The organism is Cryobacterium luteum (genome assembly GCF_900110125.1).
GTDB lineage: Bacteria > Actinomycetota > Actinomycetes > Actinomycetales > Microbacteriaceae > Cryobacterium > Cryobacterium luteum.
Genome location: NZ_FOCN01000006.1, coordinates 66,566 through 85,256, shown reverse-complemented (window position 1 = coordinate 85,256; position 18,691 = coordinate 66,566). Strand labels below are relative to the sequence as shown.

General features: G+C 65.0%; 12 protein-coding genes and 1 tRNA gene. 4 read left to right on the top strand and 9 right to left on the bottom strand.

Translation table 11 applies throughout. The annotated features are described in order from the left end of the window. Positions 1-16 precede the first annotated feature (16 nt). Positions 17-604: a serine O-acetyltransferase EpsC gene (epsC, locus tag BMW72_RS08340; protein WP_092109376.1), complete on the top strand. Its 588-nt coding sequence runs from the start codon at positions 17-19 to the stop codon at positions 602-604. Between the two features lie 91 nt (positions 605-695). Here the strand turns inward: epsC and prfA are convergent, their stop codons facing one another. The 8 genes from prfA to argS all read right to left on the bottom strand — a co-directional run bounded on the left by prfA (position 696) and on the right by argS (position 11,999). Then, positions 696-1,775 carry a peptide chain release factor 1 gene (prfA, locus tag BMW72_RS08335; RefSeq protein WP_092109373.1) on the bottom strand — a complete coding sequence of 360 codons (1,080 nt, stop codon included), beginning with the start codon at positions 1,773-1,775 and terminating at the stop codon, positions 696-698. Then, positions 1,775-4,243 carry a transcription termination factor Rho gene (gene rho / locus BMW72_RS08330; RefSeq protein ID WP_422386297.1) on the bottom strand — a complete coding sequence of 823 codons (2,469 nt, stop codon included), beginning with the start codon at positions 4,241-4,243 and terminating at the stop codon, positions 1,775-1,777. Before rho ends, prfA begins: the two co-directional genes overlap by 1 nt. A gap of 340 nt (positions 4,244-4,583) precedes the next feature. Further along, positions 4,584-5,543 carry a homoserine kinase gene (thrB, locus tag BMW72_RS08325; protein WP_092109367.1) on the bottom strand — a complete coding sequence of 320 codons (960 nt, stop codon included), beginning with the start codon at positions 5,541-5,543 and terminating at the stop codon, positions 4,584-4,586. Next, positions 5,540-6,667: a threonine synthase gene (gene thrC / locus BMW72_RS08320; protein WP_092109364.1), complete on the bottom strand. Its 1,128-nt coding sequence runs from the start codon at positions 6,665-6,667 to the stop codon at positions 5,540-5,542. Before thrC ends, thrB begins: the two co-directional genes overlap by 4 nt. Further along, positions 6,667-8,004 (bottom strand): homoserine dehydrogenase, encoded by a 1,338-nt coding sequence (locus BMW72_RS08315; protein WP_092109361.1) that lies wholly within the window; start codon positions 8,002-8,004, stop codon positions 6,667-6,669. The genes thrC and BMW72_RS08315 overlap by 1 nt, the downstream gene beginning before the upstream one ends. Further along, positions 8,001-9,410, bottom strand: coding sequence for a diaminopimelate decarboxylase (lysA, locus tag BMW72_RS08310; RefSeq protein WP_092109358.1), 1,410 nt, complete (start codon positions 9,408-9,410; stop codon positions 8,001-8,003). The genes BMW72_RS08315 and lysA overlap by 4 nt, the downstream gene beginning before the upstream one ends. Before the next feature lie 133 nt (positions 9,411-9,543). Continuing rightward, positions 9,544-10,305 carry an LmeA family phospholipid-binding protein gene (locus BMW72_RS08305; protein WP_166787679.1) on the bottom strand — a complete coding sequence of 254 codons (762 nt, stop codon included), beginning with the start codon at positions 10,303-10,305 and terminating at the stop codon, positions 9,544-9,546. A 17-nt stretch (positions 10,306-10,322) separates the two neighbouring features. Then, positions 10,323-11,999 carry an arginine--tRNA ligase gene (gene argS / locus BMW72_RS08300; RefSeq protein WP_092109353.1) on the bottom strand — a complete coding sequence of 559 codons (1,677 nt, stop codon included), beginning with the start codon at positions 11,997-11,999 and terminating at the stop codon, positions 10,323-10,325. Positions 12,000-12,041: 42 nt separating this feature from the next. Between argS and BMW72_RS08295 the strand changes: the two genes are divergently transcribed. After that, positions 12,042-12,689 carry a hypothetical protein gene (locus tag BMW72_RS08295; RefSeq protein ID WP_092109350.1) on the top strand — a complete coding sequence of 216 codons (648 nt, stop codon included), beginning with the start codon at positions 12,042-12,044 and terminating at the stop codon, positions 12,687-12,689. Positions 12,690-12,775: 86 nt separating this feature from the next. Further along, a tRNA-Arg gene (locus BMW72_RS08290) sits at positions 12,776-12,847 on the top strand. Positions 12,848-12,877: 30 nt separating this feature from the next. On the opposite strand, the gene BMW72_RS08285 is transcribed toward BMW72_RS08290, so the two are convergent. Continuing rightward, positions 12,878-14,020, bottom strand: coding sequence for a tyrosine-type recombinase/integrase (locus tag BMW72_RS08285; RefSeq protein ID WP_092109347.1), 1,143 nt, complete (start codon positions 14,018-14,020; stop codon positions 12,878-12,880). Positions 14,021-15,344: 1,324 nt separating this feature from the next. On the opposite strand from BMW72_RS08285, the gene BMW72_RS19500 reads away from it, so the two are divergent. Then, positions 15,345-18,410: an RHS repeat-associated core domain-containing protein gene (locus BMW72_RS19500; protein ID WP_166787678.1), complete on the top strand. Its 3,066-nt coding sequence runs from the start codon at positions 15,345-15,347 to the stop codon at positions 18,408-18,410. Positions 18,411-18,691 lie beyond the last annotated feature (281 nt).

Sequence of the window (18,691 nt, the reverse complement as noted above, 5' to 3'; positions counted from 1 at the left end):
ACATGAATCCCCTGTCTTGACTGTGTTCTCGCGCCTCCGCGAAGATATCGCGGCTGCGCGCACCCACGACCCCGCCGCACGCAGCAATGCCGAGGTTTTTCTGGCTTACAGCGGCCTGCACGCGGTCTGGTCGTATCGGGTCGCCAATCGCCTGTGGCGTGCCGGGCTGCGCTTGCCCGCACGCCTGCTGTCGCAGGTGACCCGGTTTCTGACCGGGATTGAGATTCATCCGGGAGCGACAATCGGGCGCCGACTGTTCATCGACCACGGCATGGGTGTCGTAATCGGTGAGACGGCCGTGCTCGGCGACGATGTGATGCTATATCACGCGGTGACGTTGGGCGGCAAGAGCCGTCACGGGCATGCGCGGGGCGTGCGGCGGCATCCGTTTCTGGATGACGGTGTGACGGTCGGGGCTGGCGCCAAGGTGCTCGGCCCGATCACCATCGGGGCGTGGAGCACGATCGGCTCGAATGCCGTCGTGACCAAGTCGGCCCCGCCGCGGTCGCTGCTGGTGGGGGTGCCGGCCACCATTCGCCCGCAATCTCCCGAAACGGTAGAGTCCGCACGCGGCGGCACCCTCGAGCCCGAGTACTACCTCTAAGAAAACGACCGGGCCCGGGCCCGGAAAGCCGGCCCATGTTCTATCGTGGGCCCGCTTTCCGGGCCCGGGCCCGGTTAGGTTGAGGCGGGTGCTACTCGGGGTCGCCGAGCTCGGCCAGGCGGGTTTCCTCGTCGGCATGGATGCAGGAGTCGATGACGGGGCCGAGGGCGCCGTTCATGACGGCGTCGAGGTTGTACGCCTTGTAGCCGGTGCGGTGATCGGCGATGCGGTTCTCGGGAAAGTTGTACGTGCGGATGCGCTCCGAGCGATCCATCGTACGAATCTGCCCCTTGCGCACGAGCGACGCCGCCGCGTCGATTTCTTCCTGCTGGCGGGCCAGCACCCGGGCACGCAGCACGCGCATTCCGGCTTCCTTGTTCTGCAGCTGTGATTTCTCATTCTGCATCGCGACCACGATTCCGGTGGGAAGGTGGGTGATGCGCACGGCGGAGTCGGTCGTGTTCACGGACTGGCCACCGGGCCCGCTCGAGCGGTACACGTCGATCTTGAGGTCGTTCGGGTGCAGTTCGACCTCTTCAGGCTCGTCGACCTCGGGGAAGACGAGCACGCCGGCCGCCGAGGTGTGGATGCGTCCCTGAGATTCAGTCGCTGGCACCCGCTGAACGCGGTGCACGCCTCCCTCATATTTCAGGTGCGCCCATACGCCCTCGGCCGGGTCGCTCGAATTGCCCTTGATCGCGAGCTGGATGTCTTTAATGCCACCGAGGTCGCTCGAGGTCTGCTCGATGATCTCGGTCTTCCAGCGGTTGGACTCGGCATAGTGCAGGTACATGCGCAGCAGATCAGCGGCGAACAACGCCGACTCGGCACCGCCCTCCCCCATCTTGATCTCCATGATCACGTCGCGGGCGTCGAGTTCGTCGCGCGGGATCAGCAGACGTCGCAGCTTTTCAGCCGTGACGTCGAGTTGTTCCACGAGATCCGGGATCTCCTCGGCAAAGGCAGCATCTTCGTCGGCGAGCTCACGAGCGGCCTCGAGGTTATCGTCGACCTCTTTCCACTCGTGGTACGCCGCGATGATGCGGCTCAACTCGGCATAACGCCGGTTGACCTTCTTCGAGCGGGCCGGATTCGCGTGCAGCTCCGGATCCGCCAACTGCGACTGCAGGTCGTCGTGCTCGGCCAGCAGCGTGAGGACGGATTCGAACATTACTTGTCCTTGTCTGACCCGTTCAGGGTCGGCATCGACTTCTGAACCTGCATGAGGAATTCAACGTTCGACGAGGTCTCCTTGAGACGGCCGAGGATGAGTTCGAGCGCCTGCTGCTGCTCGAGCCCGGCGAGGGCGCGGCGCAGCTTCCAAGTCACTTTCACTTCATCGGCGCTCATCAGCATTTCTTCGCGTCGGGTGCCCGATGCGTTCACGTCGACGGCGGGGAAGATGCGCTTGTCGGCGAGTTGGCGCGACAGACGTAATTCCATGTTGCCGGTGCCCTTGAACTCCTCGAAGATGACCTCGTCCATTTTGGAACCGGTCTCCACGAGCGCGGAGGCGAGAATGGTGAGCGAGCCACCGTTCTCGATGTTGCGCGCCGCACCGAAGAAACGCTTCGGCGGATACAGAGCGGATGCGTCGACGCCGCCGGAGAGGATACGACCCGAGGCCGGGGCCACGAGGTTGTAGGCCCGGCCGAGGCGGGTGATCGAGTCGAGCAGCACGACAACGTCGTGGCCCAGCTCAACCAGACGCTTGGCGCGCTCGATGGCGAGCTCGGCGACAACGGTGTGGTCCTCGGCCGGCCGGTCGAAGGTGGAGGCGATGACCTCACCCTTCACCGTGCGCTGCATGTCGGTGACCTCTTCGGGGCGCTCGTCGACCAGAACGACCATGAGGTGGACCTCGGGGTTGTTGGTGGCGATGGCGTTGGCGATCTGCTGCATCACGATGGTCTTGCCAGCCTTGGGCGGCGCCACGATCAGGCCGCGCTGGCCCTTGCCGATCGGAGCGACGAGGTCGATGATGCGCTGGGTGAGCTTGCCAGGCTCGGTTTCGAGGCGCAGGCGTTCCGTCGGGTACAGCGGGGTCAGTTTGTGGAAGTCGACGCGGGTGGCGGCTTCTTCGACGGTCTGGCCGTTGATCGAGTCGACCTTGACGATGGCGTTGTACTTCTGACGCCCGGACTGGTCGCCCTCGTGCGGCTGACGGATGGAGCCGACGACGGCGTCACCCTTGCGCAGGTTGTACTTCTTGACCTGGCCGAGCGAGACGTAGACGTCGCTCGCACCGGGCAGGTAGCCGGAGGTGCGCACGAAGGCGTAGTTGTCGAGCACGTCGAGGATGCCGGCGACCGGAATGAGAACGTCGTCGTCGTTGACCTCGGGTTCGAAGTCATCGCCCTGGTTCGGGCCGCGACGCTTGCGGTCACGGTACCGGTTGCGGTTGCCGCGGCCGTTCAGATCATCGTCGAGCCGGTCGGGACCCTGGTTACGGTCCTGGTTACGGTCAGGGCCACGGTCGTTCTGGCCCTGGTTGCGGTCCTGGCCACGGTCGTTCTGGCCCTGGTTGCGGTCCTGGCCACGATCATTCTGACCCTGGTTGCGGTCCTGGCCACGATCATTCTGACCCTGGTTGCGATCGGCCTGCGCCTGAGCACGCTCCTGATTGCGTTCCTGGTTGCGTTCGTTGCGCGCCTGACGCTGGCTCTGCGCCCGCGTCATGCCCTCATCGTTGGTGCCGTTCTGGCCCCGGTCGTTCTGTCGATCAGCGGCCGGAACGTTCTCGCCCTGGTTGCGGTCGGCACCCTGCGCGCGGTCACCACCGCGGCTGCGGCTGCGGCTGCGGCCCTGACGGGGGGCGCCGGAGTCGGTCCCGTCGTCGGTTGCGGTGTCGGTTGCGGTGTCGGTTGCGGTGTCGGTTGCGGTGTCGGTTGCGGTGTCGGTTGCGGCATCGGTTGCTTCGGCCGGTGCCTCGACGGCATCGGTGACTGCGACCTCGACGACTACGTCGTCAGCGGCCGCGGACTCGACCGGCGCGGATTCGACGGGCGCGACGGCGTTGCGTTGTGAGGAGGCACGGCGGGACGGACGTCGGGTGGCCGGCGCGGCATCGACCAAGGGCTCGATGGATACATCAGCATCAACGGGCAAGTCGGCGGTTTCGGCGACCACGGCAGCCGCGTCGACGACCTGAACCGGCGCCACCTGCACGCGCTTGCGTGCCTGGTGAACGGGCCTGTCAGCATCCGCTGTGGTGGGGGCAGCGTCATCGACAGCGCCGGTGGAGGTCACAGCGCCGGTGGAGGTTACAGCGCCGCGAGCGTTGCGCGCGATGCGGGACCCGGCGGCCGGGGCGTCGGGCAGGATGATGCCGAATCCGGTGCTGGCGTCGGCATTGACGTGGGACTTGGCTGGTGCGGCGGTGCTGGTGCTGGCACGACGCGGTGCACGCTTGCGCGGGGCTGTTTCGATTGCCTCGGCGAGGCTCTCGATCGGTGCGGCCACAGCCACGGGCGACGCCTCGGCTATCGGAGCGGCCTCAGCGACCGGAGCAGCTTCGACGGGAGCAGCGATGCTGGTGTCGGCCTGTGCCGTTTCGATTGCGTCCACGAGTTCTCCTTTACGAAGTTTGGAAGCGCCGGGGATTTTCAGTTCGAGGGCCAGAGCCTGAAGCTCTGACACGCGAAGGGTACTCAGGCGGGGAAGTTCCGAGCCAGTGGCGCGGAGGTTGACATCAGTCACGAAGGGGGGTCCTTTCCCCTGCCGAACAAAAATTCAGGCCAGGAGAGATGTATGCAGCGACGAATGCGCTGCGGGTGATCCAATCCGACAAATGGAGGGGATTGGTGTAAACACACACAGCCACGCACGAAATCGCAATAGCAGTGAGGTACAGGGAATACACCGGATGTCGCCAGTGGCGGTTTCTATCGGGTGCACACCAACCATAGCACCCCGCCACCAGTACGGCCGCCAGCCGGGCCGACGCGCGCGGGGCGCGTCGGCCCGATCAGCCCGCCGGTTACGCGGCGGTCTCTGCCGTGCTGTGCGCCGTGAGCGGATGCACGGTGGCACCCTGCATGTCCACGGCGAGCATGAGCGCGCGCCACGGGGTGTCAGACTGGCTCGCAACGAGTTCGGCAGCGACCAGGCGCTGGCCAGGATCGCTCGCCAACACCAGAATGGATGGCCCGGCACCGGACACGACGGCGGCGAAGCCAGCGGCGCGCAGCAGGGTGATGAGCTTGTTCGTCTCCGGCATGGCCGCGGCACGGTAGCTCTGGTGCAGCTTGTCTTCGGTCGCGGCGAGCAGCAGCTCGGGGCTCTGGATGAGCGCGGCGATCAACAAAGCAGACCGCGACACGTTGAAGACGGCGTCTTCGTGCGGCACCGAGGTCGGCTGCAGGCTGCGCGCGAGCGCGGTGGACATCTCCTGCTCGGGTACGAAGACGAGCGGCTTGACACCGCGGTGCACCATGAGCTTCTTGTGGCGCGGACCTTCCGGTGTGGTCCAGGCGATGGTCAGCCCGCCGAACAGTGCCGGGGCAACATTGTCGGGGTGGCCTTCCATTTCGGTGGCGAGCACGAGCAGCATCTCGGCGTCGATCTCGACGACGCCCTCGAGCAGCCCCTTCGCCGCCATGATGCCCGACACGATTGCGGCACCCGAGGAGCCCAGGCCGCGGCCGTGCGGTATGACGTTGTGCGCGACAATGTTGAGCCCGGGCATGGGCAGGCCGACGGCCTCGAAGGTGTGGATGATGGCACGCACGACGAGGTTGCTCTCGTCGGTCGGCACCAAGCCGGCACCGACGCCGTGCACCTCGACGAACACGCCGGGAGCACTCCGCACGGTGACCTCGAGCTGGTCATATTTCGCCAGCGCCAGGCCGAGGGTGTCGAAGCCGGGCCCCAGGTTGGCCGTCGTCGCCGGCACCTGCACCGAGACAGCGCGGCCGATCAGGGATACGGAATTGGTCATGCCTTGGCCAAGCCGAGCACGCTCGCGATTTCTGCGGTGTCGACCGGAACGATGGTGGGCACGACATCGGAACCGTCAGCGGTGCGGAGCGCCCACTGCGGGTCCTTCAACCCGTGACCGGTGACCGTGATGACCACGGTCGAGCCCTTCGGGATGAACCCGGCTTCGGCTCGCTCAAGCAGACCGGCGACACCGATAGCGGATGCCGGTTCCACGAAAATTCCGACCTCGGCCGAGAGGATGCGGTGGGCTTCAAGAATCTTTGCATCGGTGATGGCACCGAAGTAGCCGTCACTCTGCTCACGGGCGTTCAGCGCGAGGTCCCACGACGCCGGGTTGCCGATGCGGATGGCGCTCGCGAGGGTGTCGGGGTGGTCGACGCGGTGGCCGAGCACGATCGGGGCACTGCCGGCGGCCTGGAAACCGAACATGCGCGGCAGCTTGGTCGTGGCGCCGCGGGCGACCTCTTCGCTGTAGCCGCGAAAGTACGCGGTGTAGTTGCCGGCGTTGCCAACCGGAACGAACTGAAAGTCGGGGGCGTCGCCGAGCACTTCAACGACCTCGAACGCGGCCGTTTTCTGACCCTCGATGCGGTCGGGGTTGACCGAATTGACCAGGTGCACCGGGTAGTTGGTAGCGAGGTCGCGAGCGATGTCGAGGCAGTCATCGAAGTTGCCCTGCACCTGCAGCAGCTGCGCGTTGTGCGCGACGGCCTGGCTGAGCTTGCCCATGGCGATCTTGCCCTCGGGTACGAGGACGGCAGCGGTGATGCCGGCGTGGGTGGCGTAGGCGGCTGCGGATGCGCTCGTATTGCCGGTCGAGGCGCAGATGACCGCTTTCGCGCCGTCTTCCATGGCCTTGGAAATGGCCATGGTCATGCCGCGGTCCTTGAACGAGCCGGTGGGGTTCATGCCCTCAAATTTGATCCAGACCTTCGCGCCCGTGCGCGCGGAGAGTGCGGCGGCCGGAATCAGCGGTGTTCCGCCCTCCCCCAGGGTGATGATCGGGGTCGCGGCCGAGATGTTCAGACGGTCGGAGTATTCGTTCAGCACTCCCCGCCACTGACGGCTGACGATGGCGCCGGGTGTGGTCAGGTTGGTACTGGTCTCGCTTGGGCTAAACATCAGACTCCTTCAACTCTCAAAACGGATGCGACTTCGCTGACGACACTGTTGGTGGCCAGGTCCTGCACGGTGGCGGCGAGTGCGGCCTCCGTTGCGTCATGGGTCCCGATCACTAGGGTAGCCGTGGCCGAGCGGGCTGCGCGACTCTTCGTGGCCATCACGGCCGGGGTCATGGACTGTTCCACGAGGGCCAGGGACACCTTGCGCTTGCTGAACACGCTCGCGATGGTTGCGAGCACGCCGGGTTCGTCGGTGACTTCGAGGGTCACCGCGTAGCGGGTGGTGACCCGGCCGATATCGAAGACCGGCAGTCCGGCGTAGCTTGATGCGGCCACTCCCGGCCCGCCGGCGACGTGCCGCCTGGCGATGGAGACGACGTCGCCGAGCACGGCCGAGGCTGTTTCCACTCCCCCGGCTCCGGCCCCGTAGAACATAAGGCTGCCGGCGGATTCGGCTTCGACGAAGACGGCGTTGTTGGCGCCGTGTACCGCGGCGAGCGGATGGCTGCGCGGCACCATGGCCGGGTAGACCCGCGCCGACACCCCGTCGACGCCGTTCTCGTCGGTGACGCGTTCACAAATGGCCAGCAGTTTCACGACGTAGCCGGCCTTGCGGGCCGATTCGATCTGCGCCGGCGTGACCGACTCGATGCCCTCGCGGTAAACGGATGCCAGCGGCACCGTCGTGTGAAACGCCAGACTCGCCAGAATGGCCGCCTTCTGCGCGGCGTCGTAGCCCCCGATGTCGGCGGTCGGATCTGCCTCCGCGTAGCCAAGCGCGGTCGCCTCGGCCAGCGCGTCCTCGAGGCTGGACCCTTCGGTATCCATTCGGTCCAGGATGAAGTTCGTGGTGCCGTTGACGATGCCGAGGATGCGCTTGATCTGGTCGCCGGCGAGGCTCTCCCGCAGCGGACGCACGATCGGGATCGCCCCGGCGACCGCGGCCTCGTAGTTGATCTGGGCGCCGACCTGGTTCGCGGCGGCGAAGAGTTCGGGTCCGGCCTGGGCGAGCAGCGCCTTGTTGGCGGTGACGACATCCGCCCCACTGCTGATCGCGAGCAGAATGTGGCTGCGGGCCGGCTCGATGCCGCCCATCAGTTCGATGACGATGTCGGCGCCGAGAATGAGCTCTTCGGCGTTGGTCGTGAACAGTTCATGCGGCAGGTCGACGGTGCGTTCGGCGTTCACATCGCGCACCGCGATTCCAACCAGTTCGAGGGTGGCCCCGACCCGGTTGGCGAGCTCCGGGCCCTGTTCGAGCAGCAGCCGGGCCACCTGGGCGCCGACGGATCCTCCACCGAGGAGGGCGACACGCAGGTTGCGGTATTCGAGCTTCAAGATTCTCCTTCGGTGGGCGAAAGCGCCCCGGTGTCCCGCGCGAGCAGGTCGGCAATCGTTTCGCCGCGTACGAGTACGCGTGCTGTGCCGTTCATCACGGCCACCACGGGGGCGCGGCCCTGGTAGTTGTAGTTGTTGGAGAGCGCCCAGCAGTAGGCACCCGTGGCGGGCACGGCGAGCAGGTCGCCGGGGGTCACGTCGCCGGGCAGGTAGTCGGAGTCGACGACGATGTCGCCGCTCTCGCAGTGTTTGCCGGCGATGCGCACGAGCACCGGCGCTGCGGTCGACACGCGATCGGCGAGTCGCACGGCATAGTCGGCGCCGTAGAGAGCCGGGCGCACATTGTCACTCATTCCGCCATCAACACTGACGTACAGCCGCGGGGTGCCGGAGACGTCGACCGCTTTGGTCGTGCCGACGCGGTACAGGCTCACGCCGGCGCGACCGACGATAACCCGGCCGGGTTCGAACGCGACGATCGGCAGCGCGATGTTCAGTCGCGCGCACTCGGTGGCGACGATGTCGGCCAGGGCCGCGGCGAGGTCACGAATCGGGGTGGGTTCGTCGGCGCTCGTGTAGGCAATGCCGAAGCCGCCGCCGAGGTTGAGTTCGGGTACCGGACCGCCTCCCAGCAGGGTGGCGTGCAGCTCGAGCAGCCGGGCGGCCGACTCGGCGAAGCCGTCGGCGCCGAAGATCTGCGAACCGATGTGGCAGTGCAGGCCGACGAAGTTGAGCGCGCTCTCGGCGCGAATGAGTTCGACCAGCCTCGGCGCATCGCCGAGTACGATCCCAAATTTTTGGTCTTCGTGTGAGGTAGCCAGAAAATCGTGGGTGTGCGCGTGTACGCCGCTATTCACGCGGAGGCGTACGTTCTGCACCCGATTGTGGCGAGCGGATGCTTCGGCGATGCGGCCGATTTCAACCTCGCTGTCGATCACGATCGTGCCGATACCGACCCGGGTGGCTTCGTCGAGCTCGGCCAGGGACTTATTGTTGCCGTGAAAACCCAGCCGGGCCGGATCGGCGCCGCCGGCCAGGGCGACGGCGAGTTCGCCGCCGCTGCACACGTCGATGTTGAGCCCGGCGGCGATCATCCAGCGCACAACCTCGGTGGAGAGAAAAGCCTTGCCGGCGTAGTAGACCTTGGCGCTCGTGCCGATGCGGGCGAACTCGGCCTGGAACACGGCGAGCAGCTCCGCGGCGCTGGTGCGGGCATCCGCTTCGTCGATGACGTAGAGGGGAGTGCCGAATTCGGCGGCGAGGTCGTCAGCGGTGACTCCGCCGATGACGAGTTCGCCGGTGCTGCTGCGGGCGGCCGAGGTGGGCCAGAGACCGGGCGCGAGCTCATTGGCGTCGGCGGGCAGGCGCAGCCAGTCGGGCGCGAGCGGATTGGGTTCGGTTGCCACGAAGTACCTCACGAGAGTCGAAGGGGAATCTCAGCGAGCGAACCCGGATTGGTCCCTGAAGCCGGAAAATGGGACGCCCGAGTGGGTGGGCGTGCCTGACCGTATTCTATCGTCGCGGGTGGCGAGGTTCGAATCAGTCGGTGCAGCTGCCGAGAGTGGTCAGCGACTGCGCAGTGAGCCGAAGACTGCTCGACTCCAGCGTAACGCGTGCCCGCTCGGGCGAAATGTCGACGCCACTCAGTTCGACGCCGCCGGGCAGGTAGCCGGCCACGCAGACTCCGATCGGCGCCTGCTGCAGAATGAGGTTGACCAGGGGTGTGGCGTCGATGTCGCCGACGCCGCTCGTCACTGTGGCTTCGGTGGGGGTGAAGTTCAGCGTGTCCCCGGCGGCGCTGGCGGTGGCCGTCGCGCTGTAGCCCACGGTGAACTCAAACAGTTTGACCGTGCCGGTGTAGGCGACGACGCCGTCGCCGAGGGCCATCACGGCGTCGGCGGGCGCGGTCCCGGAAGCCAGCACGAGCTGGTTGAGCGCGGCCTGGTCGAGGTCGAGGGTGGCGGTGAGCGAGCCGATGGCCTTGGCGGTGTTAGTCGATACGTCGCGGGCGATGACGTGAACGGATGCCGGCACGCCGTCGACCGTCAGGTTCGGCGCGGTCAACTCGATCTGGTCGAAACTACCGGCGATGAACTGTGCGATGACGGAGGTGCCGCCGATCGTGACGTCGATGTCACCGGTCACGGAAGCGGGCATCCGGTTGCTGATTTCGGCTTCGGCCCGATCCTGGGCAAAGGCGCGCGCCCCGCTGTCGATAAGAAAATAGGCGACGACGAGCAGAATGGCGAGCACGCCCACGATGATGAGCGGAACGAGACCGCGCCGTTTGGTTCTGGCCACTGATTCATTCATGGCGACTACATGCGCTCCGGCGCGGTGACGCCGAGCAGGCCGAGGCCGTTACGAATCACCTGACCGGTGGCGTCGTTGAGCCAGAGGCGGGTGCGGTGCAGGTCGGTGACCGGTTCTTCGCCGAGCGGAATGACCCGGCAGTTGTCGTACCAGCGGTGGTAGTAGCCGGCGACCTCTTCGATGTAGCGGGCCACGCGGTGGGGCTCGCGCAGTTCGGCGGCCTGGGCGACGACGCGGGGGAATTCCTGCAGCACTCCGAGCAGCGCGGATTCGCTGTCGTGCACGAGCAGCTCCGGGGCGAAGACGGTGCGTTCGACGCCGCTGGCGGCGGCGTTGCGGGCGACCGAGCAGGTGCGGGCGTGGGCGTACTGCACGTAGAAGACGGGGTTGTCGTTGGTGCGCTTGCCGAGCAGGTCGAGGTCGATGTCGAGCTGCGAGTCGCTGTTGGAGCGCACCAGCGCGTAACGACCGGCGTCGACGCCGACCGCGTCGACCAGATCGTCGAGGGTGACGATGGTGCCGGCCCGCTTGCTCATGCGCACCGGTTCGCCGTCTTTAAGCAGGTTGACCATCTGGCCGATCAGAATCTGCAGGTTCACGCCGGGCTCATCACCGAACGCGGAGACCATCGCCATCATGCGGCCGACGTAGCCGTGGTGGTCGGCGCCGAGCATGATCAGGCACTGGTCGAAACCGCGTTCGCGCTTGTCGAGGTAGTAACCGAGGTCGCCCGAGATGTAGGCGGGCTCCCCGTTCGAGCGGATGATCACCCGGTCACGATCGTCACCGAAGGTGGTGGTGCGCAGCCAGATGGCGCCATCCGCTTCGAAGATGTGGCCCTGTTCACGCAGTCGTTCGATGGCGCGGTTGACGGCTCCCGATTCATGCAGCGAATCTTCGTGAAAGTACACATCGAAGTCAACGCCGAAGCCGTGCAGTTTGTCTTTGATCTCGGTGAACATGAGATCAACGCCAATCGAGCGGAACACTTCCTGCTGTTCGTCCCGAGGGAGGGCGGCGACGTCACCGTCATAGTTGGCGAGCACATTCGCGGCGATATCGCCGATGTACGCTCCGCCGTAGCCGTCTTCGGGGGTGGCTTCACCGAGGTAGCTGGCGAGCACGCTGCGGGCGAAGCGGTCGATCTGCGAGCCGTGGTCGTTGAAGTAATACTCGCGGGTGACGTCGGCTCCCTCGGCCTGCAGCACCCGGGCCAGGCTGTCGCCCACAGCGGCCCAGCGCACGCCGCCCATGTGGATCGGACCGGTGGGGTTGGCCGAGACGAATTCGAGGTTGATTTTGAGGCCGTCGTAGAGGTGGCCGGTGCCGTAGACGGCGCCCTGGTCGACGATGGTCTTGGCGAGGGCGCCAGCTGCCGCCGCTTCGAGGCGAATGTTGATGAAACCGGGGCCGGCAATTTCAACGGAGGCGACATCGGCGAGCTGTTCGAGACCGGCTGCCAGTTCTGCCGCGATTTCCCGCGGGTTGGCGCCGAGCGGCTTGGCGATTTTCAGCGCAATACTCGAAGCCCAGTCGCCGTGGTCGCGGTTGCGCGGGCGTTCGACAGCGACGTCGGCGAGGGTGAGTCCGAGGTCTACCCCACTCGCGTCAGCCTCACGTCGGCGTTCGCTGACGTCCTGGATGAGGTCGAAAAGGGACTGGGAGAGTTCGGCAGGAGTCACTGCTCAATCGTACCGGCCCCCTCCTGTTGGTAAGGTCAACGCGTGACTGATACCCGCGTCTACCCCACTCTCGTTCGTTCCGCTCGTGGCCGGTCGGGCGTTCTGCTCGCCGGCGGAGCACTGTTCGCCCTCGTTCTCACCGGCTGCAGCGCCGGCGACGAGCCGACACCCACGAATTCCGCGGCCGCGACGAGCGGGGCATCCGCTGACCCGACAGAGCAGCCGACGTCGTCGCCCACACCGACCCCGGAAGCGACCGGCTCACCGATCGCGCAGACCTGTGGCGATCTGCTCACCCTGCAGGACGTCTACGATTTCAACCCGAACTACGGCACCGCGCCCGACTACTCGCCGAGCGCGAACGGCCTGGCCGAGACCGCCGCGACGTACAACGGACTGACCTGCGGCTGGTCGAACCAGTCCAGTGGTGAACTCATCGAGGTGTCGGTCGTGGCCCCCAACGATGTTTTGATGACCACGCTCAAGCAGCAAGCGGATGCCGACAGCCAGGCCGTGCCGACCTACGGCACCCCGCCGACCGTCGATGGTTTCTTCACCTTTGCCGGTGGCAGCGGTCAGGCCCAGGTCTTCACCGGAAGCTACTGGGTCACCATGAGCTCGCCCGCGTTCTACAACGAGCCCGGCGCTGCCGAAGGTCTCATGTCGGCGGTGCTCGGGCATTTGGGCTAGCCGGCACCTCTACGAACAGGTTCTGGCGGTGGCGGTCATGATGGGTCTTGACAGCCGGGCCATGATGCTAACCTTGAACCACCTTGGCCCCCATAGCTCAGGGGATAGAGCACTGCCCTCCGGAGGCAGGGGCGGCAGTTCGAATCTGCCTGGGGGCACACTCGCTAGATCCGCGTAATCACGCGGATCTAGCCATTTCCGCTGTTGTTGCAGATGTCGGCAATTCGTCGCTTGCCCACATTCATTTTAATAATGACCTGATTCAGCGCTGCTGCAACGCTGTCCAAGTCCGCGTCGAAGAGGTCACTGTAGGTGTCGAGCGTCTCCTTCGCTGAGGCGTGGCCGAGCATTCGTTGAAGTACTTTCACGTTGGCTCCCGCCGATACAGCCAGGCTGGCGCACGTGTGGCGAAGTTCGTGGGGAGTCAGTCCCGCAACTCCAATTTCGATGGCGGCTGCATCAAACCACCCTCGTCGAAATACCCGATTGCGCAGCACACCACCGCCGCGAGCCCCGACAAACATGAGATCCGTGGGCTTCTTGCCGGCGACATGAAGGGCGAGTTGTTTGGCGATCGAGGCTGGCATCGGAATAAAGCGGTCTTCATAGTCTTTCGGGGACGATTCCTTGAAATAGCCGTTCACTTCCACCATCATGGTGCGGATGTGAAGCCGACTAGTCGCGGCATCGAAGTCACGAACCTGCAAACCGGCTAGCTCGCCCCACCGAAGCCCACCGTACGCCAAAACCAGCACGAGCAGCCCGTAACCGTTGCCCGCGCTATGCGCCTCGACCGACTTGGCCAAGGCTGCAACTTGAGCGTGCGACAGAAACCGCTTCTGCGACTTGGAGATTTTGGGCAGTTTAAGGCGCTGAGCAGGATTGGCTGCGAGGCGACCATCATCGACGGCGAGCTGCAAGGCACCAGAAAGCACGTTGACGATCTTTCGGACCGATGCCGGCCCTTGTATAACGCTGAGCCCGCTCGCCCACTGCTGGATTTGAAGCCGCTCGAGGTCTCCCAAGGCGATGCGCCCCAGCTCGGGAACAATGTGATTGCGAATCGCGCCGTTTACGCGATCAAGAGTGGATGGGCGCAGGTCCGAGCGGCTGGCCAGCCAAGTGGCTGTCCAGTCGGCCACCGTGACTCGGGCGCGGCTGGGATCGATGTATCGGCCAGTGTGTTTGGCGATCTCAACGGATGCAAGAAACAGATCAGCGTCGCGTCGGGTTCGAAAACCTCGCTTGTCCGTCTGTGATTTGTCTGGCTTGCGGTAGCGCACGCGATAGCGACGGCCATTTGCGGTGTCGTACGGTGTTAGTGTGCCCATGGATGCCTCCTGGGAGGGCTATCAGGCGGGCATCAGATTGACGCCAACGAAGACGAAACTACATAGTTCTAGATTATTTGGCGAGTAGTCCGACTCGGTACGGTTAGTCCACGTTGTTGGTACTGCCGTTCCACGATGTTGGTACTGCCGTTCCACGATGTTGGTACTGCGGCCATCTGGGGGTCTGGCCAGTAACGGAACGGTGGTTGGCGCTAAGGGTTGAGGTGGCGGTAGATCGTCGCTCGTGAGACGCGAGGGCTTTGGCGTTTGGGTGGGAGTTTCGCCGCGTTGTTGTCGGGCTCTGGCTGTGACTTTTGGCGCTCCATGGCGGCATTCTGTGATCGCTATTTGGCGGCGGCGCCTCTCATCTCCCTCGGATTGTGCGCCGAGGGAATCGCCGACCAGGTTAAGACGCACGTCTTGAGCGGTGGTCTCACCAAATTTTCGATCACAATGTCGAGTGTCGGCGGACCAGCCAACCCGGGAACAATATCCATGCCGACGTACGGTCGGCTCCGGTCTCGCTGTCTTGCGCCTCGCGGAGCGCAGCTTCACGCATTTGACGAGATGTAAACCGAATCTACTGATAGGTATACACGATGGCGACGACGACAGTAATTGCGGTCGCAATGGCCGTTACCTAGGTCGGCACTAGATCGTAAGGAACGCTGTCTCGGCGGAGATCCACGTGCTCACACGGTAGCCGGAACGCATCGTGCTGGTGCGCCATCGATATTCAATTCCGTGTGTCGAGGAGGTTAACCTGGCTCGCCGGGAGGCTGCTCGTCACCGCGTCTCGCGCCTGCCCGCCTGCCCGCCTGCCTGCCCGCCCAAGCGTCAGGATCCACGGTCAACCTCGCAGACGACCTCGAAAAGCGACGACTCGCGCACGTGCCGCCGGGGCTCTCCCTGCGACACATGTTGTGCTCGAAAGGGGGGTGTGGACATTCCCGACATACATCGTATATTTGCCGAGCGCCATGGCGGCGATATTTGCCCCGGATCGTATGGGAACGGTACGCACATGTCGCGTGGTCGGGTCTTTGTTCTTGTCGCTGTCGTTTCGGTCGTTGCGATGTTGTTTACCTCGCTTCCGGCTGTCGCCGCCCCGGTTTCACCATTGGCGAGTCGGTCTCTCCCCCCGGGGGTTGAGTACCTGCCGCCGACAGAGTTTGACGAGGTGTGGTCACCGTCGAAGGACGCTGCGAAGGGTGCAGCCGGCGAGTCGAATGCCCCTCCGAACACATGGGCCACGCCACTGGCAACGAGATCGCTGTCGAACGGTTCGGGTGGGACCGCGAACCGGGCACCGGCGGGAACTGTTGTGGGCGCACCAGGCCTGGGCGCTCTGCCCCACTTCGCTTTCGATGAGGCGAACGTCTCGAACGCGACTGTGGCGCGGGTGAATCTCGCGAACGGGAACCTGTTGCTCACCTCGAACGACGGCGTCTTGAACGGTCCGGCACTCGCGGTGCGCAACGACCGGTTCTACAACGGCCTGTCATCGTCGGAGGGTTCACTCGGTGGCGGCTGGTCGTCACCCCTGTCGGCGTTCGATGTGGGTCTCGCGGTGACCTCGAGCACCGCCACCTACACCGGGGCGAACGGGTTCAAGGCGGTGTTCACGAAGTCCGGTGAGGCCTGGGTAACTCCGTCCGGTTTCAACGCCACGCTGATCGAGCAGCCCTACACGAAAACGGTGACGTTCAATCGGACCGGTGAGCAGTTCGTTTTCAACAGCTCAGGCTGGATCACGAAGAACCTGAACCGGAACGGCGAGGGCACGACGTACAGCTACGACCCGTCGACGGGGACCGTGTCCACGGTGACGGAAGCGGCCGGCCGCTCGTACTCGGTGACGTGGGCGGGTGGGTCGCGGATCAGCCAGATCGTGGACTCTGCCGGCCGGACGACGACCTACACCGCGAACGGGGCCGGGCAGCTGAGCCGGGTGGATTCCCCGGGTGGGCTTTGGGAAGAATATGACTACGACGCGACCGGGAGGATCTCCGAACTCCGGGCCCGCGGCACCAACGCGGCGGCGACGTCCCGCACCCTGTTCGGCTACGACACCCAACACCGGCTGACGTCGATCAAACGCGGGCTGGCGTCCTCCTCAACGTTCCTTACGACCGCCTCCTACGTCTACACGGCCGGGCAGACGGTCCTGACCAATGGGCGCGGGAAAATGTTCTCCTACGCGATCGACGCCTCCGGGCGGATGACCTCTGTCACGGACCCGTTGAACCGTACCCGGTCGCAGTCCTACGCCGCGAACAGTGACGTGGTGACCGTCACGGACGCGTTCGCCACCGGCGGCATCGGTGGGAACAGCACCACGTACTCATATGACGCGTTGAACAACGCGGTCAGCGCGACCCTGCCAACCGGAGCGGCGGCCTCGGCCGCGTATGGGACCGGAGTTGGCTGCGCCGGCACCGGTGGAACCGTGTTCCAGGCTAAGTGCTCCACCGACGCGGCCGGGAACGGGAAAGCGTTCGAGTACGACGCGAAGGGCAACCCGACGAAAGTCACCGACAGCACCGCCGGTGGCACCGGGGCGGTCCCACAACGGTTCACTTACGAGAATGGTGGCGCGGTCTGCGGCGGTTTCGACGGGCAGGTCTGCACTACTAAGGACGGTAAGGGGAACACCACCGCTTACACGTATGACGGGAACGGGAACCTCAGCTCGGTGACCCCGCCCGCACCGCAAGGGGCGACCAGCTACACCTACGACTCCCTCGGGCGGGTGCTGACCGTCACCGACGGCAATAGCGACACCACGACCTACGCGTACAACCTCCGGGACGACATTGCGCTGTCCACCTTCCAGGGCGGGCAGACCCTCACCACGACGTTCTACAGCAACGGCATCAAGAACCGCGACACCGACAGCACCGGCCCGTTCACCCAGTACACCTACGACGCCCTCGGCCGGATCATCAACTACCAGACCATCGTCACCAGCACCGTGAACCAGGAATTCGACTACGACGCCGCGGGGAACATCACCCGGTTCCGGGACGCCATGACCGGCGAGGTGAATTACATCTACGACGACGCCAACCAACTCACCCAACTCACCGAACCTCTCGGCACTTGCCCGGTCGCGGCCGGCTCGCCCACCGACTCCGGCTGCATCAAGTTCGCCTACGACGCGAACGGTGCCGAAACGCTGCGCACCCTGCCCGGGAACGCGACCGTCGCCACCGTGAACGACGCGGCCAGCCGGGCGACCAGGATCACCGCGAAGGATGGTGCCGGCGTGATCAAAGCCGACATCGGCTATTCCTACACCGTTCCCGGTGGAACCGCGGACCGGACCAACATCCAGACCCGCACCAGCTATCTCGAACAGGGCATCAGCGCCGGTGCGATCAGTACCTACGGTTACGACTCCCTCAGCCGCCTGACCACAGCCACCGAGAAACTCGGTGCCGCCGCGACCGCCTCCTGGGCCTACACCTACGATCCGGCCGGGAACCGCACCCAACAGGTGAGGGCCGGCGCGACCGGTGCGACCGCGGGGACAACCGCATACAGCTACAACGCCGCGAACAAGATAACCGCTGCCACCGGAGACACCACCACCTGGACCTACGACGCGGCCGGGAACCAGACCCAAAACGGCCTCACCGGGCAAACCGCCACCTACAACGCCCGCGGCGCCGTCACCGCGATCGACGCGACCACCTACACCGCCCTCGGCCAGGGCAACACCAACCAGCTCTCCCGAAGCGCCTCCACCACCACCTACCTCAATGGCCCTCTCGGCCTCGCCAGCGAGAAACTCGGCACCGCCAACCGAGGATTCACCCGCACCCCCACCGGCCAGGCCTTGGGCGTGCACGGCACCAGCACCAAGTACTACTACGCACAAGACTCCCTCGGCTCCGTGATCGGACTGTTCGACAAAACCGGCGCCTACATGGGCGGGTACTCCTACAGCCCCTACGGCGAAGCACGCGCCACCGGCACCAACACCGCCATCGCCTACAACCACCTCCGCTACATCAGCGGCTACTACGACGACGCCACCAACCTCTACAAACTCGGCGCCCGCAACTACGACCCCACCATCGGACGCTTCACCCAATACGACCCGTCCGGGCAAGAAGCACACCCCTACGCCTACGCAAGCTGCAACCCCATCAACGCGAAAGACCCGTCCGGCCTGGGAGCCTTTTGCACATTTGCTCCCCTGGCTGTCGCCGCCCTAGGTTTTCTAACGGCGCAAGTCGGGTTGACCGCTGCAGTTCTAGCGATTACCGGCGTCGGCGCACCAGCTGCTGCAGTGGTCGGACTAGTTGCGGCTGCACTCGGAGTGGAAACCGCGGGTATTGGGCTAATCATCCTTTCAGTCTGCACACTTCGCCCGGATCTGTAAGGGGCCATATGATGCCGATTTCTTCGATTCTCATTGGCGTTACAGTGGTTCTTTGTCTTCTCAATACTGTTCCGCTGCTCGCTCTGGTGTTCTCCGGAGAACGCTTGCGTGCGAAGTCACGTGCGAAGTGGCGTGCCTTAACTATCGTCACAATGACGCTGTATGGAGTTGCTCTCATCACGGGCGTCACTGGCATTGCCCTCATCGTTTCCCAAAACACAGGGTAGGTATGAGCTGCCGCGGATATCTCGGACAGTGGGCCCTCTTAAAATGAGGGTTCA

Coding starts and splice junctions, on each gene's coding strand:
- thrC (WP_092109364.1), bottom strand. CDS start 6,667: ATGTTTAGCCCAAGCGAGACCAGTACCAACCTGACCACACCCGGCGCC.
- prfA (WP_092109373.1), bottom strand. CDS start 1,775: ATGTTCGAATCCGTCCTCACGCTGCTGGCCGAGCACGACGACCTGCAG.
- thrB (WP_092109367.1), bottom strand. CDS start 5,543: ATGACCAATTCCGTATCCCTGATCGGCCGCGCTGTCTCGGTGCAGGTG.
- BMW72_RS08285 (WP_092109347.1), bottom strand. CDS start 14,020: ATGGGCACACTAACACCGTACGACACCGCAAATGGCCGTCGCTATCGC.